Genomic DNA, 20150 nt, shown 5'->3' with positions numbered 1-20150 from the left:
CGTAGTTTCGGAGCTCCGATCGATCCGTCGGCGTGGCTGGCGCCTAGCGCCGCGGGACAGAGAGTGAGAGGGTGCGGCGATTTTCATGGCGGACCGAACCCGAGAAAGGGCGGCGCTTTCTCCCATCCGCATGGTGGACAGCCTCAACGATGGCTGGATCGACTTCGACCGCAGCGCGCGCGGTCGCGAAGGGGGAGACTGGTCTGGATGTTGTCCTATCGGCGCACATCGTATGCTGACGGAAGGGTGCTGAGGCGGCCTCTGATCTGCGGCTTTGCGCTAAAATCAGCCGCTAAGCCTAGTCGAAAGTGATCCCGCAAGCGACTGTTCGCGGAAGGCGCGGGCGCACGGTGGTTATTGCGTGGATTGCGGTCGGGCCGCATTCGCGTGCAGAAAAGCGCATCTTATCGGGAGGCTTCGATGCGCCACAATTCGAATGTGTTTTGCGCGCTTCTGTTGGCGGCACTTGCCGCGACACCAGTTGCTTCGCAGTTGAACAAACGGGACCACGCTAGCGAAACTTTGGCGAAGCTCGACCTTCAGCAAAAGGAAATGGTGGCTACAGCGGATGTCGACGGACTGGCAGCGCTCTCGGCGCCGGAGCTAACGATCAATGCGCCTACGGGACGTGTGCTTACTCGGGAGCAGTTCCTTGCCATGATGCGCAATGGCCAAATTGGCGCCGAGAACTTTGAACGCTCGGTCGAAAGTGTGGCGGTGAACGGCAACGTGGGCGTGGTGATGGGCGGCGAGGTTTTCACCCCGACCGCGCAAAGCGAGCTTGGACGCATCTATGGAGCTGTCCCTCTGAAGCGTCGTTACACCAATATTTATGTCCGCACCGGCGGCACATGGCGATGGTTCGCGCGACATGCGAATGTGGTGCCGGTAAAGTAAGCTGCGTCTGCTTGACGTGGAAGCGCTCCGGCGGCTTTGCGCCCTAATTGCCGCCGTTCGACGAAACCCACTCGAAATCCAAAACCTGCCGTTCCCTGCTGGGGCCAACCGCAAAAAGTGTTCCCTGCTTGTTGTTGCCGGATGCCGTCACAAAAGTGTAACTCTTCGCGACGCCGTAATGGCGAGGGAGCTTCGTAATGGCGAGGGAGCTTCGCCATTCGTCAGATTGCAGCCTTGCCTTACCGCCCTGTTGGGAACGCGATCGAAGCACCCCTCAACATTCTGCTCGTTATATCGCGGCAGACGAAGCACTGGGTCATCCCGAAGGGCAATCATCCCACCGGCGTCACGGCGCACAATGCGGCGGCGATCGAGGCGGAGGAGGAAGCCGGCGTGCTCGGGCTCGTCTGCCCGACGCCGCTCGGTTCGTCGTTATCGCAAGCGCCGCAACAACGGCGCGTCGCTGATGATCGACGTCCATGTCCTTCCCGCTCGCGGGGAATACCGAGCTTGGTTGGTGGAAGGAACGGCCCGAGCGAGAACGGCGCTGGTTCAGTCTTGCCGAAGCGGCGGAAGCCGTCGACGAACCTGATCTGCGCGACCTGATCCGCTCGTTCGGGCCGGTGGATTTCAAGGCGGCGGCCCGCCGCAATTCCCTCCTCGGCACCGTCGCCTACAAATTGAAGGTTGGTCACATGTTCGCCTGGTTCCAGCGCCTTTTCCCCAACAGCGGCAATTTCTTCGAACTGTTCGAGGCGCATGTCGTGACGTTGGTGGCCGCCGCTGACGCGCTCGCGCGGCTGCTGCAAGACGGCAATCCGGATCATATCCGCGAGATCATCGAGCGCGAGAATGACGCCGACGAGATCAACCGCGAGGTGCTGCGCACGGTGCGCGAGACCTTCCTGACCCCGTTCGATCGCGGCGCGATCGTCAGCCTGATCGGATCGCTCGACGATGCGATCGACGAGATGCAAGCGACCGTCCAGGCGATCAATCTCTACGAGGTGAATACCTTCGAGCGAGAGATGAAGGACATGGGCGCAATCATCGTTGATGCCGCCCGCATCACCGCCAAGGCCATGCCTCTGCTGGCGTCGGGCCCGCGTAGAGGGCGATCCTCGACACTGTGCTACAATCCACAGATCGGCGCGGATCAACTGGATTGGAACTAGACCTTGGTCGAAGCGGCCTTGCGGTCCGCGCCCTTCAAACGCTTCGTTAATGGAAATCCGCTTTGTGCCGAGAGTGCATTTGAACGCGTCCTTTTCAGCGGCAATCAGCCCGTCCGCCTTAGTGCCCACGGCACTGAAGCGTGTGAGCGACGGCGTGATTTTGTATCAGATACGGCTCGATACCGAAGCGATGCTAGTTCGCGGCGAAGCCCGAGATTGCTGGTCGCTCGACGAGACCGATCGCTACATTGCCGCCCTTAAATCCTGCGTGGTCGCAAGTCGCGCGATGTTCGGACGAGTTCGCGTGTTGGTTGATCGTCGCGACGTGTCGATACAGTCGGCAGATGTCGCCGCGCGCCTCGCGGTGGCCAATAGCGCCATCTTCCAGGCCGACGATCGGATAGCGTTGGTGGTCGATAGCAGTTTAACAAAAGCGAGCCTCAGGCAGCGAATGCCGCACGTCGGCACAAAGGCGTTTCTCTCGATTACCGCCGCAGAGACCTGGCTGATCGCCTGACGACGCCGTTGCCTAGCGCGGTCTCTTTTACTCCTGAAGAAGCCATGCCAGAGCCTCCGGCTCGGCGACAAACTGGCGCGATTCCACCAAGACTTTCTCGACGGTTCGATTCACTTGCCGTTGGGTGAGAGTAGGACGCGCGGCGTCCCCCATAATCACGGCGGTGCGTCGGGCAGGCCGACGGCGCTTAATGTCTTCCCCAGCCCGCATCATCGCTTCGAGCACTTCCTGCGATTGGACGCCCCGACCACTCATGTCCGAAAGATTGTCGTATTCGACATCCGGCCTCTGCGCGAGGTTTGCCCAGACCTGGTCGATGAACTCGGTCACCGTTTTAGTAGGCCAGAAACCCACTATTCGCATGGTCAAAATATTATTGTAGGTCGGGTGCCACGCGACGGCGAACCCTGGGTGATCTGACATATTTTCCTCGCGAACACTGCGGTTCTTGCGGCAGTTTCCGCTAGTAGCAGGGGGCAGTTAAAGAGGCCTTACGGACAACGGCGGCGCCTTCGTCTACGTCGCTGATACCAACGCCGATGGCCCGCCTCCCAGTCGTCGCTCCGATTACGGCGCGTTGTGATTGCTTGGTAGGATCAGCGTTTAGCCGGGCTACCGACGATCCATTCCAGCTCGGCGATCTTGTTTACGACGATCGGGGAAAGGCAGGTCTTCGACAACATGTCGTCTACGGTCATCATTCCGACGCTCTGCGCCGCGCCTCCTCTTTTTCGCTCTCCATGACTTTGCTCGCCTTGGCTAATCCATTGGTGACCAGTTTATGTATCGTCCCTAGGTTGAGACGCCGTTTCGCGACCGATCGCGGGCGCGCGTGAATGCAGCGGAGAGCCTATGGATCCGCCTTTGGAAAGCAGCGTTTATGTCTGTCGCAGGTAGCCTTCCAAGGAGCAACCAATGAAGAAACTCGCGATGATCGTGTCGACCGTCGGTCTGGCTGCCAGCTCAGCATCCCCTGTGCATGCGAAGGGCTGCATTCGAGGCGCTATCGCGGGCGGAGTTGCCGGGCACTTTGCCCATCACCATGCCGTGGTGGGTGCTATGGGTGGCTGCGTCGCTGGCCATTATTACTACAAGCACAAGGCGCGTGAAGCCGCGGCTCAGCGGCAGGATGCCGAGCGTCAGCGGCAGGCTTCGGCACGTTGACTTGAGATCGCAGGCGACCGGCAGCCGACGGTTAGTCAGCTTATCGTCGCCAATCTCGCGATTTTCTACGGTGAGAAGCGGACACACTTTGTTGGGCGGGATAAGCCGGCTCCCGGCTGAGCGCGTTCTGACATAATGGACTGGCTTCGTCTTCCACTTGAACGAGCATCGACCGCAGTTTCGAACTTTGCTGCAAACAGCGTCGTCCAGGCGGTAGTCCTCGTTGGCTGCGTTGCATGGCTGGTGTTTGGCGGCGGCGAGGCAGCATTGGCTTCTGCGTTGACGATCGGCGGCTTCATCCTTACCCAGATGGTGCTCAATCAACAGCGCCGCCGCGACAACGCGCTGCATCTTAAGATCGACGAGCTGATCGTCGCCATGAAAGGCGCGCGTAATGAAGTAGCGGGTGTCGAGGGAGCGGCGGAAAAAGAGATCGAGCGGCTCCGCGCAGAGAGAGGCGACTAATCGATCACCTGCCCACACCGGGCGACGTTCGAAACTATCGTGTGCCGCAACTGTTGGAAAGCTGCCAGCCGATTTGGGGGACGACCTTTTTTCCGGTGGCAGGCCAGGCCGAGGCGGCGCCCCCCGTCATTCTCGGCCTGGCCTTACTTCGGGCCACGAGCGTGCAGATTTTCAAAGCGCTCGCCGGATACATCGTTTCCAAAGTTCGTTGCGGCGGGTCAGGACACGAAGAGGGGCCTAACTCATGAATATTAAAAGCCTTTCTCCAAGGGCGCGCTCTCTGGTCGAAGTGGTGCGCGACGTAGCAACCGACGAGAAATTTGAGCTGGTCGAATTCGATGAAGACGGCGACATCGTCACGCTCACATTTAGCCGTGACATAGATGTCGAGAACGGCGGCGATGACGAGAGCGATGAAGAGGAAGAGGACGACTAAGCCGCGCCAGCGTTTCCCGGCGCTGCGCATGGCATCATGTGTGCGAGTCGGACTGTGGAACGACAACACGCGGCTCGACGAGAAATGCGTTTCCCTTGCGCCGACGTTCCGCCGTCCAGCACGGGAAACGCATTTATCGCCGATGACGATCGCGGCGCTGAGCCAGGCGGCTAATAAGGTTGCGGGCGAGGTTCGGACTGAGTTGGGCAGTAAAACAGCGCACCCGCGCTTCGAAGCGAGGACACTTGCGCGAAGTCAGTGCGATCCTCCTCGCAAAGGCCCCAATCATTGGCGGAAGCGCTCGAATCGATGCGGGCGTCGGTGGACGGGGGCACAAGATGACATTGAAGCAGCGGCTGGTTATGGCGTTTGGCATATTGACGCTGGCCGTGGGGCATACCGCCCCCGTCGCCGCGCAGAGTGTCACGCTCGCGCAAAGCACAACCGCATAGGGCTCCACGACCTCCTATCTAGGTCAGAGCTTCACGGCGGGTTCGGTGGGTGCGAACTATGACAATATCCAGGTCGCCTTTCTCGATCAGACTGCTTCATCGCGTTTGCTGACCGGTAACCTCTAACTTTATAGCGCGCCCTATACCGGCACGCCGGATGGGTTAGCGGCTTCGACGGCCTCACCGGATTTTCTCGCCATCGCGAATGCCAACAACAGCATCTTCACCTTCGACCCGGCCGTTTCGCTGACCGGCGGTTCAACTTATTACATGTATACCGACTTCTCTTTCCTGTCGTCGGGCAGCGCTGGCAATCCCTATGCGGGCGGTGACGTGTTTTTCACTACCAGTTCCAACTTGGCGTTCATCGCCAATACCTCCCAAGATACCGCGTTCAGCGTCAGTGGCATCGCCGCCGCGCCGGAGCCGGCCTCTTGGGCGATGATGATCGGTGGCTTTGGCTTGGTCGGCGGCGCGATGCGGCAACGGAAAAGAACAGCAACTGCTCTCGCCTGACGAGCCCGGCTGCGGTACATAGCCACTGTTTTCGGATGATGCTGGCAGTGCCTGCTTATTACGGGGTGCTCAGGAGTTGCGGGATTTTCAATGACATGATGTACGGGCTTTTTGCCGTTCTGATACTCTTCTCCGCGCTGTGCGGGATAATGCTCTGGTCGCAGATCACGCCGCATAGCTATGGTTTGGATCAGGGTATTCGGAAGCGTCGGGGCTGGCGGCGCTGGCTCAGTCGTCGTGGCCGTTAGTCTGCGCAGGAGGGATTTGGCTTTGAGCGCGGTGGGTGGACCGACCACTTACATCAGCCCGCACTAAAGCTTACCGCAAAGATTCTGCTGGGGTTCCCAGGTCGGTAAACCTATGTAGCCACAAACGAACTGGGGGACTCGAGCAATGGCGTTGACGCGACTAATTGGTGCAGCGAGCCTGCTTTTGTTGATTTCTGTGGTCCCGGCCAAAGCACAAACAACGACTATTGGCACCGGAAACGGCCAAGGTGGATCGCTCTTGGTGGCGAGGCCAGACCTTGCATTAGGTCAATCCATAACGTCGCCGGGTCAGTCGCTCCAAACTGTGTCCTTGCAGGTGCTCAGTGGCGATCCGGCAAGCACCTACAGCTTTGGCGTTTATGATTACAACGCTGCGACTTCTACGATTGGCCAGCAGCTATATCTCACCCAATTTAATCCGCTCGCATCTGGTACGTTGACGTTAAACAACATCAACGTCGCCACCACTGCCGGTGATACTTACGCCTTTGCTATTACGCCCTACTCAGCAAATCCGGGCTCAAGCACCGTCACGTTTCGGGCTATCAACGTGGGAAATACGGGGGAATATTACTCCGGCGGCAGTTACTTCAACCTCGGCAGCAGCGGCAATCCTGAGGGCGCGGTAGTAAACACTTTTGCTAATAATTACGATCTTCAATTTTCGGCCGTATTCGCAGCTGCCATTGCGCCAGAACCAGCATCATGGGCGATGATGATTAGTGGATTCGGTTTCATCGGCAGCGCCGTTCGGCGGGCAAGGCGTAAGGATCAAGCGTTGTCTTTGGCCTGAAGTTTTAAAACGCTTCTACTGCGTCAAGGAGATCCATGCTTAAAACGATGATCGAAAGGTTGCACCCGAAATCTGCAGGCTCGAATGGCGAGACCCGGATGAAGTCTGCATCGGCGAAGGTCACGTTACCTGGCTGACGTGGTTTGGCTGGCAGGTACATGTTGTGGAAGCGCGCGCCATCATCGAGGCGATGCGCGAGCCTACCGAAGCGATGAAAGCCGCGTGGCTCGGCAGTGGCCAGAAAAGCGTGACAGCGATCCGTGATCGGAGTGCCATGATCGACGCGGCGCTCGGCGAGCAGCCTGAGTTCGACCCGCCCCGCTGACCGGCAGGAACTATTCTGCCTTCGAAGCGCTGCGGTGCGACAGGGGTCGACGGATGATTTTTTTCTGCCAGTTCGGGATACATCGCTGGATTACCAAGGAAACTGCGCGCGCGGGCACCACCGTCTCGCGGTGCCTGCGCTGCGGCGCACTGAAAGTGCGCCATGCTCAAAAGAAAAAACCGTTGCAAAACAAATAGAATGTGGGGAGCTGTCAACGGGAGAAACGGTGAATCGGTCTAGGAGAGAGAAAGTGGCAAAGCCAACTGGCGCGGTGTCGCCAAGTCCCACCGCTTTCAGTTCGCACGTCCCTCGCGCCCGACGCCATCCGTTTGGCGCTCACGGAATCCTGCTGGCGGCCCCCGCATCGCTAGTGCTTTGGGCAGCCCTGATTCACTCTGCGACCGCGATCTTCCATTGAGCGCATTCGGATAGAAATATTCTAGTTTTTGAGTCACGCGATTTAAACGCATGCAGGCCTGCCCGGATCAGACGATCGCCCGTGCCGCCGTCAGCACCGCCAGACTATGCCCATCCGGCTTGGTCCACATGTAGAGCGGCAGCCGCGCCAGCACGAGCGCGCGCGTGAACGCCGGATCGTCGCCGGTGCTGCCCCGTGTTGTCGGCGACGTCCTCGCCGCCATGCGCCAGCGACTTGATGTGATCGCCTTTGGTCGCGAGAGTCACCCGCCCCGCCTTGGTGCAGTGCTCGCACAAGCCGTTGGTGCGGGCGAGACGGCCCTTGCGTGCAACTTGGCCTGCTCGGCCACGGATGCGATTATCAAGCCAATTACGCTGCCATGTCTTGGCCATACGCGCCTCCGAGCTAAACCTCGCCGCTTCGGTAGGCCGGGAGGCGGTACCGAGGCGGGCCTACCGGGTCGTCCCGGACGGTCGGACGTTAGGGCGTGAACGGTTGTGACGACGAACCGATGCGAACTGATTGCGAATCGTCGCAACTGCATGCAACCGGATTAAACCGCATCGTGTTGATCACGCAGCAAGATTTCATGACGGAGGGGGCATGGAAGACAATTTACGAGCGCGAAGCGCGGCTGAGGACGCGCTTCACCTTTGGGTGGCAAACCGCGACGAACCTGAGCGACGCGCGCATGCACCGGCCCTACTGGAAAACATGATCGACGTTCTCAGCAAAGCCCCTCGCCAAGATTTTGCGAAGGATCAGATACTAAGGGCGATCAAAGCCATTTGGCGGAGCGACACGGGATCTGCCGGTCTACATTTGACACTTGCCATGAGAGACGTGCCTCACGCGCCAGTCGATATCAGCTGGAACGATCTCCGAGATCGGGTCGCAAAGCTGCGCCGCGGATATGCCGAAGACTGACAATCACCGCCGCATAATCAGCAGCCGGTAAGCTCTACTTCACCGGAACACAGCGCGCACCGCACCAGCGATGCGCTCGCCTTCGGCTGTCAGCGCGTCGGATCGAGCAATTCACCGCGACGGGTCAGATATGTCGGCCGCACGGTCGTGCAGATCGCCAGCCCATTGCTCAAGGGCGCGAGCATTGGCGATGTGCGACGGCTCGGGCATCGCTGCTTCGGTGACAAAAATTTAACCAATATCGCACAGAAGGGCAGCAGGTCGGATGTATGGCCTTTTGCTCGCTCTGCTCGCGCACGTCCCCCGGTTCCAGCGCGGGCAGAGCTTCGAGCTCTCAGCAACTACGCCATGCCTTCGAACTTCGCTGAAGCGAGCGCTTCAACATTCAGAGCGGCGGTCGCAGGAGAACGACGCTCCAGATCAACCGGCCGGAAAGTCGCTGCAGCAACGGTGCCCCCCTTTCGGGACTATTCAGTCTGTATATCATTTGGAAGCAAACGCCAAGCCTCGATCGGGCGCTGTCAAAGCAACGTGGCACACAGCGGTGTTCGATGATGCCGGGATCGGATGAGCCGCAAATCTCAAGCCCTACCACCCAGTCCGTTTCGGCGTTTAAGCTCATCACCCGAGGTGAACCGCCTCGTGATGATGATTGGCGTTCGCTTCCCGCTGTCGTCGCGGAATGTGGAGGATCTGCTGTTCGAGCGCGGCATCGACATCATTCATGAAACTGTACGGATGTGGTGGAACAGGTTCGGTCCGATGTTCGCCTGTGATATCCGTCGGCAGCGCGTCTTGCGAATGCGCGGAATGTCGCCGGCACCTTTTTGTGGAGCCGCTGGCGCGCGATGCGGAACAATGCCTCCTCGGAGTTGGGCGCCGGCTGGCAGGACTGGGAGCGCTTCGCGGCCGATCTCGCAACGCTCACGCGAGGACCGCCCCGTCCGCAAGGACCGAACCAAACCGTGGGGCCCCGACGACTTCGAAATCCAGCCCGCCTCGTTCGTCGATCACCCCAAGGTCAGTACACTCCATTGCCGGCGCTGGCGGACCATGCTGTGCCGGGCCGAAAAGCCTGACGACCGCGGTGCCGTCGAGGAATGGCGCGACTTCGATCGCTTCGAGGCCGACATCGCGGCGAGCTGCAGCCACTGCGCGGTCATGATCCCCAAAGACTGGCATCAGGCCTGGGGCCGGCTAACTTTGACTGGGCACGCAGGCGGACCTCAGCCGACTAGTCGGCCTACACGGTACCAAGCATGCCCTCATGACGATCATCGCATCCCCGTCTATAAACGCTGGCAGTCGATGAAGAATGTTGCCCGCCGGCAGGGGTTCGAGATCGATCAGGCATGGCTAGATTATCCTATTTTCCGCGCGGCCGTCGGAGCAGGGGTCAAGACGGGGATCATCCTGATGCGGCCGGACCGCACCCAGCCGTTCGACCCCGACAATTTCGCTCTCGTTACCAGGTTCGCGCTGAAAGCTTTTCCAACAAATCGCAGTCATGGTTAGACCGGGACGCCGCTCCATGAGTGCTGGGTCGGGGTGCGCGCACGCGCAGCCAGCAGCATCCAGGGTTGCGATCCGCGCTGGGCAGATTTTCCTGCCTTCGCCGCCGATGTCGGCGGCGACCGGCCTAATTGCGACTTCGAGCGTACCGATAGGACCCGTTCTTATGGCCCCGCCAATTTCTTTTGGGTCGACCGCGCCGACCGTCAGGCGTCGGTCGAGCAGGCGCGCAATACCAAGCGGTTGGCAGCGCAGGCAAAGCGCGAGGCCCAGGCGGTTATCGTAGAAGGCGTCACGTATTGTGGCCTCTACGCGCTCGCGTCTGCTTACGCCGTGCCTGTCGCGACCGTTTGCCTAGGCGTTCGGCAGGGGAATGACGCCGCAAGAGGCGGTGTTGACGCCGAATAAGTTGATGGCTGCCGCTATGCCCATCCATCTCGAGGGCAGTATTTTCCAAGCAAATAGCAGGCGCTGCTTATGTTGCAGAGCGCTACGGCATCCCGCGCAACACGATGCAATTGCGGCTAAACACTTGATTGACGTTCGAAGTGGCGGCGCACAAGCCGCTGCGCAAATTGACTCGTTCAGGGTAAACCGTCGTATTCAGGCCGCCGCACCGGGCTGCTTCATACAAGTGAGCGCGTGGAAGCCGTCAGGCAGCTCATGGCCCAAGAGTCGCTTGGCAGTTTCTGGTATTTGCTGCCTGTCGGCTGGGCACCCCATATACGGCCGTTCGCACAATCGCTTAGCGTTCTCAAAAGCTGCCCTACTCTCATCAAGCTTTCGCCTTGCCGTTTGCACGCCGCAACGCGAAAAGTAGTCATGGCCGACAAGACCGTGACAGCGAACAAAATCACTCTCACGTTGCTCGTTGCGGCCATCCTGCTGCCGTCGCTGATCTTCGTCGCCTTACAATTCGGGTTTGGGTACCGGGCGGAGCGTCAATCGCTCGAGACCGCGACGCTCGCCAAGGCCGATGCCATTATGGCCGAGCTCGATGGCAACATGCAGCGGACGCGCGCCTCGGCGCTGGCCCTCGCGAGCGCCGCAACCGTAAAGCGCGACGATTGGGCTGGTGCCTATGTAAGGGCGCAGGAGTTGCGGGCGCTCAACTACGACTGGAAGTCGGTCCGTCTGATCGACACGCAGAGCGGTCAGGAAATATTCGACCTTCGCCGGCCCTTTGGCGAGCGTAAGCCCTTCCGAGTCGATCCGGCGATCGTCAAGCGCCTGGCAACGGCGCCACTCGCGTTCGAAAGCATCACGAGGTCGGGTGAAGGCTGTCCGTGTATCGCCGTCGACGCGCCGGTTCGGCGCAATGGCGCGATCCGATACGTCATGAGGATCATCCTTGATCCTGCGATCTTTCAGAAGGAACTAATCGCGCGCGCGCCGGCCGAGGGCACAAGCGCGATCGTCGACGGGTCGGGCAGGTTCATTGCCCGCACGCAAAATTTCGCGGACCGTGTCGGCAAACCTGCCACACATTTCGTGCTCGACGCCATCCGGGGCGGTCAGCGCGGTATCTATCAGGGCGTCACCTTCGAAGGTCTCGCGAATTACACGGCGTTCTCGACATCCCGGATCACCGGATGGTCAACGCATGTCGCTGTGCCGAAGGCGCGCTTCGATACGCCCTTGTGGTGGTCCAACTTCGCGTCGACCGTCGCGCTGGTCATCAGCATCGCGCTTGCGGTCGGACTCGTCTGGACGCTGATGCGCGTGATGGTGGCGCAGCGCAAAGCCGACGAACGCGTGCAGCAGGCGCTCCGCCTCGAGGCGGTCGGTAAGATGACCGGCGGAATCGCGCACGACTTCAACAACATGCTGGCGATTGTCATCGGCAGCCTCGACCTGGCGCGGCGACGCCGCGCGAGCGGCCGGGACGACGTCGATCGTTATATCGACAATGCAATGGACGGGGCCAATCGCGCCGCCGAGCTCACACGAAGATTGCTCGCATTCTCACGGCGCCAGAAGCTCGAACCTGTCGTCACCAACGTCAATCATCTGCTAAAGTCCATGGCGCCCTTACTGAGCCGTACGCTTGACGAGACGGTCCGACTTCGGTTCGACTTCGAGGATCTCGTCTGGTGCGTCCTCATTGATCGCGGTCAGTTTGAGAATGCGATCGTCAATCTGGCGGCGAACGCCCGCGACGCGATGCCGACAGGCGGCGAATTGATCATCGCAACCGCAAACGTGAATTTGTCTTCTTCACAAGCGGCTCGCGTCGACCTTTCCGCCGGGGATTATGTGCGCATACGGATCATCGACAATGGCGAGGGCATGTCCGCCGAAACGATCCGTCGGGCTTTCGAGCCATTCTTCACAACCAAGGAAGTCGGGCGCGGCACCGGGCTTGGACTGTCGCAAATCTACGGTTTTATCGATCAGTCGGCCGGTCGCGTGCGGATCCAATCGCAACTTGGCGTAGGCACGACTGTAGAGATGTTGGTGCCCCGCAGCGAAAGGCTGGCCGCAGAAAATGAAGAGGTGCCCGAACTTCGTCCTATGGTGCCAACGGGATCGCCGGAGGAGATCATTCTCGTCGCCGAGGATGAAGAGATGGTGCGCCTGACGAACGTCGAGGCTTTACGCGAACTCGGCTATTTCGTGCGGCATGCTTCAAACGGTGCCGAGGCGCTCGATATCCTGGCGACCCAACCTGGCGTGAAGCTGTTGTTCACCGACATGGTCATGCCTGGCATGACCGGCCGTGAGCTTGCCGATGCAGCGCGGCGCGCGCATCCCGATCTCAAAGTCCTCTTCGCAACCGGCTACGACCGTGAAGAGGCAGCGCTTGGCGAAGTGGGCGGTGTCCGGGTCGAGCTGTTGCGCAAGCCTTTCGCGATCGAACATCTGGCTGTCAGGATCAGGACGCTGCTCGACGCCTGAGCTGCGCTCTCGGTCCGGCGTTCGCAGAACTGCGCGAGTGTCAGCAAACGCGGTCGCGCGAAGCCGGTAGTGCGCCGTGACTGCTACGCGCCTTAAAACCATTGCTCCGGCGGCTTTGCGCCTCAATTTCAGCCGCTCAGGCTTTCTAGCCATAGCCCAAAAGCCGCCGCTTGACAGCCGGGCAACTCAACCGCTTTATTGAGTACATGGGGACCGCGATCTCCCCACGAGGCTTCGGCCGAAGCATCGCGTCCAGATGATCGACGAGGACGCGCCATGCCTGCCAGTAATCAAATTGCTCCGGATAAACTCGCCCGTCTGATCGGGCTGCCGGGATCGCCGACGATCATCGACGTTAGAGCCCACCCCGAACAGGCCGTACCCGGATCGATATTACGCGATGTGGCGTCGCCTCTGACATGGGCTCGCGAGATCAATGGCGGCGTCGTAATCGTCGATAGTGATGGTTCGGCCGGAGCATCGATCGCGACGGTGCTGCGCAGCGACGGTCTTGCCGTCGAGGCGCTGGAAGGCGGCTTCAGTGCTTCGCGCGCGGGCAGCCATCTCACGGCTTCGCTGGGTGCCTTGCCGCCGCGCCACGACGACGGGCGGACGTGGTGGGTGACGCGCGCCCGGCCCAAGGTCGATCGCATCGCCTGCCCGTGGCTTATCCGCCGCTTCGTCGATCCCGCGGCGCGGTTCCTGTTCGTCGCACCGGTCGAGGTGCTGACTGTCGCGACGCAGCAGCACGCCGAGCCGTTCGACATCCCCGACGACCGTGTGCGCTGGAGCCATCGCGGCGAGCTTTGCACGTTCGATGTGATGCTGGAAGCGTTCGGGCTGTCCGATCATGCATCGCCGGCGCATCTCGCGACGATCGTGCGCGGCGCCGACACCGACCGGCTGGAGGTCGCGCCCGAAGCGGCTGGTCTCCTGGCGATCTCGCTCGGCCTGTCGCGAACATATTCCGATGACTATGCCCAGCTCGAGGCCGGGATGCTCGTCTACGACGCGCTCTACCGCTGGTGCCGCGATGCCCGCGACGAAAAACACGACTGGACCTCGCACACGCCGACCCGCGCCAAGACCGCGGCATGACCAGCGCGACAGTGAAGCGAGGCGTGGCCTCGCGGCTGCGGGCGATCTTTCTTGTGATCGCGGTCTGTAGTGCCGCCGAGGGCGCGCCGGCCCGCGCCCAGAACCCGCCACCCACAAAGCAAGGCCTCGATATCGGCGCGTCGATGCGGCTGCGGTATGAAACGATCGACGGGCAGGTGCGGCCCGGATTCAACGCGAGCGATGCGCTGATCGACCTGCGCACTATAGTGACCGCCACCTACAAGACAGGACCGCTCCGCATCGGTGCCGAGGTGTACGACAGCCGCTCCTGGCTTGCCGATGCGCGCACGCCGATCTCGACCAACGAGGTCAACACGCTCGAGCCGGTGCAGGCGTGGGTCGCGGCGGATATCGCGCATCCGTTCGGCGCGGGCACGGCGCTGACGGTGAAGGCGGGGCGCTTCCTGCTCGATCTCGGCTCTCGGCGTCTCGTGGCGGCGGACGATTATCGCAACACGACCAACGCCTTCACCGGCCTGCGCGCCGATCTCGGGCTGAGGGGCGGGGTAAAGGCGACATTGGTCTATACACTGCCGCAGGCGCGGTTGCCGGATGACCTGCCCTCGTTGCTCGACAACAAAAGCGGGCTGGACCGCGAGAGTTTCGATCAGGTGCTTTGGGGCGGCCTCGTCTCGCGGGCCAGGACGGTCGGCGACGCGACGGTCGAACTCGGCTTCTTCCACCTCGGCGAGCGCGATGCGCCGGGCCGCCCGACGCGCGACCGGTCGCTCGACACGGTTGATGCCCGCGTGGTGCGCGATCCGAAGCCCGGCCGCATCCACTATCAGGTCGAGGGTATCTACCAGTCGGGCGGGATCAGCACCACCAATCTCGCGGGCGCGCCGCGTGTGCCGGTCAGCGCGTGGTTCGCGCACGCGGATCTCGGCTACACCTTCTCCGGCGGGTGGAAGCCACGACTGACGGCCGAGTTCGACATCGCGTCCGGCGACAAGGCGGGCGGGACCTATACCCGGTTCGACAGCCTGTTCGGCATGCGCCGCGCGGATCTCGGGCCGGTCGGGCTCTATAACACAATCGCGCGCACCAACGTGGTCACGCCCGGCGCGCGTGTTGAGGCGACGCCCGGCAAGCGGTTCGACGTGATGTTTAACTACCGCCTGCTCTGGCTCGCGGAACCCACGGACACCTTCTCCGGCACAGGCGTCCGCGACGCGACAGGGGCTTCCGGAAGCTTCGCCGGGCAGCAATTCGATGCGCGCGTCCGCGCCTGGATCGTGCCGGAGCGTTTGCGGTTCGAGGTGGACGGCGTGTGGCTTGCTAAGGGCCGGTTCCTGCTCAACGCGCCGAACGCCCCGGCCACTGGCGATACCAGATATCTATCTATCAACGTAACCGCATATATTTAAGCAAAGATACCCAATGAGAACGCGCACATGCCTGCCAGGAGCGCCCATGGTGCGAATGAGGCACTGGCCAAGACCCGGCGGCTAACGCCTTGCCGTACGAGGACTCGGTCCCAATCGACCTGCGCCTGCAAGACGCGCGCGTTAAGGGGATGTCCAAACCGTCGCGCCCACCGTCATGGACGTGTCGCACCGACTGCAGAAGCTTTCCTGTCGGTCGCGTAAATCGCACAACATCGTTCTCTAACCAGATTAAGTCTATTTGACGACTTGGCTGACCTGATATCCTAGGTTGCCAATATCTGGCTTATGAGGGGCCAGCGAATGCAATTCTCTGACTGCGGCATTCGCTTGCCAGTCTTGAAACTGGTCAATCGGCATCGGCCGGCCGGTGAAATAGCCTTGGATGTAATCGCATCCGAAGAGCTGCACGGCGCCGGCTTGTTCGGCGGTCTCGACGCCTTCAGCAATGACGCGCATCGACAAGCTGTGCCCAAGATCGACAATTGCGCGCAGCAATTCCGCACCTTGACGGCCATCGTCAAGTGCCCGGATAAAGCCGCGGTCGATCTTCAGAAAGTCGAAGCCGAAATCCTTGAGGTAGCTAAGGCTCGAATATCCCGTGCCGAAATCGTCGAGAGCGATCTTGATGCCGGCCTCGCGCAATTCCGCAATTGCGCGCCCTGCGGCGCGCGTATGAGTAACCAGCACGCCTTCGGTGATCTCCAGCCGGAGCTGGCCGGGCGATACACCATGCGCTTCGAGCCGGTCGACAATCTTACGTGCAAAGTCGCGACGGCGAAACTGAACCGGCGAGATATTGATCGCGACGGGCACGTCACCGAGCTGCTTAATGTGTTGAAGCGCGCGCTCAAGAACCCAGTCGTCGACGGCGACGATCTGCCCGCTTTCCTCCGCCAGCGCGATCAGCTTGGCGGGCGAGATCGGACCAAGCAAAGGATGAGTCCAGCGTAGCAGCGCCTCGGCACTGGTGAGTGTGCCATTGCGCGCATCGACCACGGGTTGCAGATGTAGATCCAGCTGGTTCCCGGACAGGGCCTCCTCCAAGCCCTGGCGCATCGTTCGACGGAAATTGAGCCCTTCGTCCATTTCGGCGTGAAAAATTTGGATTGGCTCGCGTTTGTCTTTCTTTGCTCGATACATCGCAATGTCGGCCCGGCGCAGCAGTTCGTTACCAGAGTGCTCACCAGCATGGCCAAAGGCGATGCCGATAGATACGCCCACGCTCAAATAGTGTTCTGCGGTCTGGACCGGCGCGACCAGCGCGTCGATGATCGCGGTCGCGAATGCTTCCAACACCAACTGTGCGTCATCGCCCAAGGCGACAGCACCGAATTCGTCGCCACCGAAACGCGCAAGGATCACTCCATCCGGCATAACGCTGGAAAAGCGCGCCGCAATGGATGCAAGAAGCTGATCGCCAACATCATGGCCGAGACCGTCATTGATCTCCTTAAACCCGTCGAGATCGGCGAAAAGTAAAGCGGCCGACGCCGCGCGCGTACCCGAAAGGCATTGGTCTAGCGCCCGCATGACAACCGTGCGACGTGGCAGGCCAGTCAAGGGATCAGGCGTGTCGTCCGGAGCCGCCGCCATTCGTTTACGTAGAAGGATCGCAAGCCCACCAAGCACAAGGCAGCCTGGAATGGTCGCCAGGAGCACAGTTGGGGCGGCCACAGTCGCAACCCCAGAAGCGAAAGCAAAAACAGCCATCGGAAGCGCGCCGTCAGAAAGTGTCCGCCGCCACTTCCTCAAATCTGGGCGCGCTCCCATAACCTGCGTCGAAGGCAGTTCATTTGATGGTCTGAGGCTTACGCCTACCGTCGGCGTTGGCCCGGCTAGCCGATCGCTATCCGCGATGACTGTGAGCAGGTTGCGGCTGGCGGTCATCACTTGCCACAGGCGCGCCGCGTCATGATCGCGTTCGTCAATTTCGGCTTCCTCCAGCAACAATTCGCTGTAGCCTACGACCACATTCAGGGATGTGCGTAATTCGTGGCTGATCCGCGCCATAAAGGCGACGGCGCGGCGGTCGTCTTCCTCGAGCTCAGCAATCGTCTGGCGAGCCGCGCGCGCAACGTCGTCGTGACGACGCGCGATCCGCGCAAGCTTGGATCCATCCTTCCGGACGCGGCCGAAATAGACCGCGATGACCGCGACATAGCAAGTGGCTGTGAAGGCCGAGGCCATGAAAAGAAAGCCAAGATCAGGCGCCGATAGCCGCGTGGGCGAAGGCCAAAGCAAGTCCGCCAATCCGAAAAGCAGGCCCTCTGTCGCAATTGCAACAGTCCATCGATGCACTGCCCCGGGAATGTAAAGAAAACCCAGCAGCACGGCCACGATGATCCAAGGCGAGAACGGGGAGCTGATACCACCAAAAAAGTAGGCCCCCGTGAGGCTGATCCCGCTGATCAACATCACTGAAAGGAAAGCGGCCTTCTCCAGATGCCGTCGCGCGAGGCTCGGGATCAGCCATTGCAGAACCACCGCCAAAACCGACAGCGCGCCGACAGAAATCGGCGAGGGATCAACTGTGATCAGCACGCCGCATACCGTCAGACCGAACAGCGGCCCAAAAGCATGGAGAATGAAGAAGCTGCGCGCCCGGATGTCGTCGGATGACAAAGGGTCACGCCGGAGCCGCGCCGATCGGCTCCGCGATGCTGCGTTAACCCAAAGCGAGGAAAGGACGTCGCCGCTCATAACGGTCCATTAAGCCGCTGGCGTTAACTGCGGGTTACACGGAGGTGCAAGGGCTTGATCAGGCAGAGCAAATTTCCTTCTTCGGTGATCGATCGTCTGAAGGCTGCTTCGATGGAAACCGCCCCTGCTGCCTTGGCGGCCGAAGCCGTTCACGGTGCGCCTGACCAGCGCTGCACCCGAATGTTCGTACTGAGTCACATTTATGGACCATGCATCGGTCTATGCCTCAGTATCGTGCTCCTGGTTCTTGGCTTTGCGCCAGACGGGCGCCTTTTGGCTTATTCGGCCCTTGTTGCTCTCTTTTGGTTGTACCCGCCAATTTTGGCTGCTGGCGGGTCCCATAGGGCGCTGAGCTTGCTGTCTTTGCAGCACCTGACGGTAACCGTCTTCTGGGCGAGCTATGCCTATGGCGGATTGAAATCACCGTTTCTTCTATGGCTTGTATTTGTGCCGCTGCTCGCATCCTTCTATCTGACACCGCCAATCAAGATGTGGCTGTTGATGCTGTTAATCTTGGGAGTTGAGACGGTTGCTTTCGTACATTTGCTTGGCTCATTGCCGCCGGGGCAGGAAATTGAGCAGGGCGTAAAAACTTGGCTTGCTTTGATCTCAATCGTTTCAGCCTGCGCCTATATTGCCATGATGGCGATCGAACTTGGTCGTAGTCTGGATTCACGAGACGAATTGGCACTTGAGGCAGCCGAATGCCGGATGGCCGCCGATACGTTGGACTGTCGCGTAACAGACCTTTGCAAGCTTCAGGCGGCCCGTCTCGCGAGCATCTCTAGACTCGAGGCAGAATGTCGTGCACCCTTGGCCGAATTGGTTGAGAACTGTCACCATGCGGTCGGTCAAATGCACTTGGACGGCAACCGCTCAGATCGCTCCGATATGGAAAGCATTGATATAGCGATCCAGCGACTGCAGGAAATATTGGACGAGGTCCGCTGTTTCTCCTCGGCTAAAAAGACCATCATACCAGCGCAAAATTATTCAGGTAATTGAATGCAGGGCATCTCTATAGTTGGAAAGCAATCAAAGATAGAGTATCTCGCCGTAAAGGCGAGGCGGTCGTGCTAGATTTTTGCTGAGTTTGTAGTGGACTTTGTATCCTCGTTTCCCCTGACAAATGCTGCCCGATTTGAACGCCGTCCGGCGTCTCAAAACAAGTATCGCCTTTGACGGCGTAGAATGCTTCCGACCCCGAGTGGACATGCAATGGCGCCGTGGTGCCGAGGCTGAAGATGGAGCGGAGATATTCTACGGCATAGGTGCCGGCAGGCGCGACCGGAAGAGGGCCGACAGTGGTTATATGTTTGCCGCCGCGCGACCGCCATCCCGCGTTCGCTAGGGTGAAAAGCCGGGTCGATCCAAACGCATCCGCAATCACGCTGCTTGCGATGGCAACTCGCTCGGCGGAGTTTTTTGATGAAAACCGATCAAGGTGCCAAAAGACTTTGCCGGCAGCCAAGGCGGGGAGTTCTTTTCTCGCAAGCAGGCATGCTGAGCCTGTTTCTTCAACCGGGCCGCATAGGCGCGTTGTCGGTTGGGCAGATGTTTTCCAGGGAAACGCGGCCGCTGCTGATATCGCAACAAGCCCGACAAACAGCCCGCATCGTCCCATGCTCCCGAAATGCTATGCAAACATGTCTGCCTTCAGACGGCAAAACAACTGATTAAAAATGCAAGGATCAAGGCGGAAGAGGGCGTTCCAAAATGGCCGAAGCCGGCGGCGACTTTGCGCCCTAATTTCAGTCGTTCGAGCGTCTTGCCAATGATGCCAAAAGCAGCCGTTGGCTCAGTCGACCGATGAACCTCTGCGGCGGGTTGCAAGCGGTCTTTCGTTTTGGCAACTATTGTGCGGATGCCGGCGCGTGCACGACATCGCCAGCGCCGACGATCAGCGATTTCTCCCGTACATTTCGAAGTCGAAGGTGCCTTCCAGCACATGTAATGTCTCGGCCTCATCGAAATGAACGTGCCGCGGCGGTGAGAACCGGACATTGCAATCCGTAAGGCTGCGACCGATCCTCAAAAAGCTTTGAGCCGCAAACTTGTGAGCTGGCGACCGTTGGCAATCTTCTCGCTTCGATGGACTCTGCGACAGGGCTTCACGAACGTTGCGCAGCGTGGCGTCTTACGATCAAAGGGTCTGGTGACCGCGACTTAACCTCAGAAA

Annotated in this window: 19 protein-coding genes and 3 pseudogenes; 17 read left to right on the top strand and 5 right to left on the bottom strand. The window is 60.2% G+C overall.

Annotated elements, in window-relative coordinates; genetic code table 11:
- Positions 1–420 precede the first annotated feature (420 nt).
- The 3 genes and pseudogenes from Q5H94_RS05565 to Q5H94_RS05555 all read left to right on the top strand — a co-directional run bounded on the left by Q5H94_RS05565 (position 421) and on the right by Q5H94_RS05555 (position 2589).
- A complete protein-coding gene (locus Q5H94_RS05565; RefSeq protein ID WP_304560246.1) occupies positions 421–897 on the top strand; it encodes a nuclear transport factor 2 family protein in 477 nt (158 codons plus the stop codon).
- A 234-nt stretch (positions 898–1131) separates the two neighbouring features.
- A pseudogene (locus Q5H94_RS05560) lies at positions 1132–2012 on the top strand (DUF47 family protein); the annotation flags it as partial.
- Between the two features lie 109 nt (positions 2013–2121).
- The gene (locus tag Q5H94_RS05555; RefSeq protein ID WP_304560245.1) at positions 2122–2589 is read left to right on the top strand and encodes a hypothetical protein; all 468 of its coding nucleotides are present in this window, start codon (positions 2122–2124) and stop codon (positions 2587–2589) included.
- Positions 2590–2616: 27 nt separating this feature from the next.
- On the opposite strand, the gene Q5H94_RS05550 is transcribed toward Q5H94_RS05555, so the two are convergent.
- A complete protein-coding gene (locus tag Q5H94_RS05550; protein WP_304560244.1) occupies positions 2617–2919 on the bottom strand; it encodes a hypothetical protein in 303 nt (100 codons plus the stop codon).
- A gap of 585 nt (positions 2920–3504) precedes the next feature.
- Between Q5H94_RS05550 and Q5H94_RS05545 the strand changes: the two genes are divergently transcribed.
- The 7 genes and pseudogenes from Q5H94_RS05545 to Q5H94_RS05515 all read left to right on the top strand — a co-directional run bounded on the left by Q5H94_RS05545 (position 3505) and on the right by Q5H94_RS05515 (position 7206).
- Positions 3505–3753 (top strand): hypothetical protein, encoded by a 249-nt coding sequence (locus Q5H94_RS05545; RefSeq protein ID WP_304560243.1) that lies wholly within the window; start codon positions 3505–3507, stop codon positions 3751–3753.
- A 135-nt stretch (positions 3754–3888) separates the two neighbouring features.
- Positions 3889–4218: a low affinity iron permease family protein gene (locus Q5H94_RS05540; RefSeq protein WP_304560242.1), complete on the top strand. Its 330-nt coding sequence runs from the start codon at positions 3889–3891 to the stop codon at positions 4216–4218.
- A 244-nt stretch (positions 4219–4462) separates the two neighbouring features.
- Complete coding sequence (locus Q5H94_RS05535; RefSeq protein WP_304560241.1) at positions 4463–4654, top strand: hypothetical protein; 192 nt, start codon at positions 4463–4465, stop codon at positions 4652–4654.
- Positions 4655–5517: 863 nt separating this feature from the next.
- Positions 5518–5622 (top strand): annotated as a pseudogene (locus Q5H94_RS20490) (PEPxxWA-CTERM sorting domain-containing protein); the annotation flags it as partial.
- 393 nt (positions 5623–6015) lie between these two features.
- Positions 6016–6684 carry a PEPxxWA-CTERM sorting domain-containing protein gene (locus tag Q5H94_RS05525; RefSeq protein ID WP_304560239.1) on the top strand — a complete coding sequence of 223 codons (669 nt, stop codon included), beginning with the start codon at positions 6016–6018 and terminating at the stop codon, positions 6682–6684.
- Between the two features lie 163 nt (positions 6685–6847).
- Positions 6848–7009, top strand: coding sequence for a hypothetical protein (locus Q5H94_RS05520; RefSeq protein WP_304560238.1), 162 nt, complete (start codon positions 6848–6850; stop codon positions 7007–7009).
- Between the two features lie 53 nt (positions 7010–7062).
- Positions 7063–7206, top strand: a complete 144-nt coding sequence (locus tag Q5H94_RS05515; protein ID WP_304560237.1) for a hypothetical protein — start codon at positions 7063–7065, stop codon at positions 7204–7206.
- Between the two features lie 288 nt (positions 7207–7494).
- Here the strand turns inward: Q5H94_RS05515 and Q5H94_RS05510 are convergent, their stop codons facing one another.
- On the bottom strand, positions 7495–7650 hold the full coding sequence (locus Q5H94_RS05510) for a hypothetical protein (protein WP_304560236.1): 156 nt from the start codon (positions 7648–7650) through the stop codon (positions 7495–7497).
- A gap of 264 nt (positions 7651–7914) precedes the next feature.
- On the opposite strand from Q5H94_RS05510, the gene Q5H94_RS05505 reads away from it, so the two are divergent.
- From Q5H94_RS05505 to Q5H94_RS05480, 6 genes and pseudogenes are all read left to right on the top strand, one after another.
- A complete protein-coding gene (locus Q5H94_RS05505) occupies positions 7915–8145 on the top strand; it encodes a hypothetical protein (protein WP_304560235.1) in 231 nt (76 codons plus the stop codon).
- A gap of 776 nt (positions 8146–8921) precedes the next feature.
- Positions 8922–9164 (top strand): annotated as a pseudogene (locus Q5H94_RS20485) (hypothetical protein); the annotation flags it as partial.
- Between the two features lie 738 nt (positions 9165–9902).
- Positions 9903–10274 carry a hypothetical protein gene (locus Q5H94_RS05495; RefSeq protein ID WP_304560233.1) on the top strand — a complete coding sequence of 124 codons (372 nt, stop codon included), beginning with the start codon at positions 9903–9905 and terminating at the stop codon, positions 10272–10274.
- A gap of 414 nt (positions 10275–10688) precedes the next feature.
- Positions 10689–12764, top strand: coding sequence for an ATP-binding protein (locus tag Q5H94_RS05490; protein WP_304560232.1), 2076 nt, complete (start codon positions 10689–10691; stop codon positions 12762–12764).
- A gap of 276 nt (positions 12765–13040) precedes the next feature.
- The gene (locus tag Q5H94_RS05485; protein WP_304560231.1) at positions 13041–13862 is read left to right on the top strand and encodes a sulfurtransferase/chromate resistance protein; all 822 of its coding nucleotides are present in this window, start codon (positions 13041–13043) and stop codon (positions 13860–13862) included.
- Entirely contained in the window at positions 13859–15250 is a 1392-nt protein-coding gene (locus tag Q5H94_RS05480; protein ID WP_304560230.1) for an alginate export family protein, read from the top strand. The genes Q5H94_RS05485 and Q5H94_RS05480 overlap by 4 nt, the downstream gene beginning before the upstream one ends.
- A gap of 255 nt (positions 15251–15505) precedes the next feature.
- Here the strand turns inward: Q5H94_RS05480 and Q5H94_RS05475 are convergent, their stop codons facing one another.
- Positions 15506–17893 carry a putative bifunctional diguanylate cyclase/phosphodiesterase gene (locus Q5H94_RS05475; protein WP_304560229.1) on the bottom strand — a complete coding sequence of 796 codons (2388 nt, stop codon included), beginning with the start codon at positions 17891–17893 and terminating at the stop codon, positions 15506–15508.
- 132 nt (positions 17894–18025) lie between these two features.
- Here Q5H94_RS05475 and Q5H94_RS05470 point away from each other — a divergent pair, with 132 nt between their 5' ends.
- Positions 18026–18976: a hypothetical protein gene (locus Q5H94_RS05470; RefSeq protein ID WP_304560228.1), complete on the top strand. Its 951-nt coding sequence runs from the start codon at positions 18026–18028 to the stop codon at positions 18974–18976.
- 13 nt (positions 18977–18989) lie between these two features.
- Here the strand turns inward: Q5H94_RS05470 and Q5H94_RS05465 are convergent, their stop codons facing one another.
- Entirely contained in the window at positions 18990–19442 is a 453-nt protein-coding gene (locus Q5H94_RS05465; protein WP_304560227.1) for a hypothetical protein, read from the bottom strand.
- Between the two features lie 185 nt (positions 19443–19627).
- Entirely contained in the window at positions 19628–19804 is a 177-nt protein-coding gene (locus tag Q5H94_RS05460; protein WP_304560226.1) for a hypothetical protein, read from the bottom strand.
- Between the last annotated feature and the right edge of the window lie 346 nt (positions 19805–20150).

Origin of the sequence: Sphingomonas immobilis (genome assembly GCF_030580995.1) — a bacterium.
GTDB classification, from domain to species: Bacteria; Pseudomonadota; Alphaproteobacteria; order Sphingomonadales; family Sphingomonadaceae; genus Sphingomonas; species Sphingomonas immobilis.
This window is presented reverse-complemented; position numbering and strand designations above follow the sequence as displayed.

Excerpts from the sequence above, each read along its gene's own strand:
- Q5H94_RS05565 (WP_304560246.1), top strand. The coding sequence starts at position 421 with ATGCGCCACAATTCGAATGTGTTTTGCGCGCTTCTGTTGGCGGCACTT.
- Q5H94_RS05555 (WP_304560245.1), top strand. The coding sequence starts at position 2,122 with ATGGAAATCCGCTTTGTGCCGAGAGTGCATTTGAACGCGTCCTTTTCA.
- Q5H94_RS05545 (WP_304560243.1), top strand. The coding sequence starts at position 3,505 with ATGAAGAAACTCGCGATGATCGTGTCGACCGTCGGTCTGGCTGCCAGC.
- Q5H94_RS05540 (WP_304560242.1), top strand. The coding sequence starts at position 3,889 with ATGGACTGGCTTCGTCTTCCACTTGAACGAGCATCGACCGCAGTTTCG.
- Q5H94_RS05535 (WP_304560241.1), top strand. The coding sequence starts at position 4,463 with ATGAATATTAAAAGCCTTTCTCCAAGGGCGCGCTCTCTGGTCGAAGTG.
- Q5H94_RS05525 (WP_304560239.1), top strand. The coding sequence starts at position 6,016 with ATGGCGTTGACGCGACTAATTGGTGCAGCGAGCCTGCTTTTGTTGATT.
- Q5H94_RS05515 (WP_304560237.1), top strand. The coding sequence starts at position 7,063 with ATGATTTTTTTCTGCCAGTTCGGGATACATCGCTGGATTACCAAGGAA.
- Q5H94_RS05510 (WP_304560236.1), bottom strand. The coding sequence starts at position 7,650 with ATGGCGGCGAGGACGTCGCCGACAACACGGGGCAGCACCGGCGACGAT.
- Q5H94_RS05490 (WP_304560232.1), top strand. The coding sequence starts at position 10,689 with ATGGCCGACAAGACCGTGACAGCGAACAAAATCACTCTCACGTTGCTC.
- Q5H94_RS05485 (WP_304560231.1), top strand. The coding sequence starts at position 13,041 with ATGCCTGCCAGTAATCAAATTGCTCCGGATAAACTCGCCCGTCTGATC.
- Q5H94_RS05480 (WP_304560230.1), top strand. The coding sequence starts at position 13,859 with ATGACCAGCGCGACAGTGAAGCGAGGCGTGGCCTCGCGGCTGCGGGCG.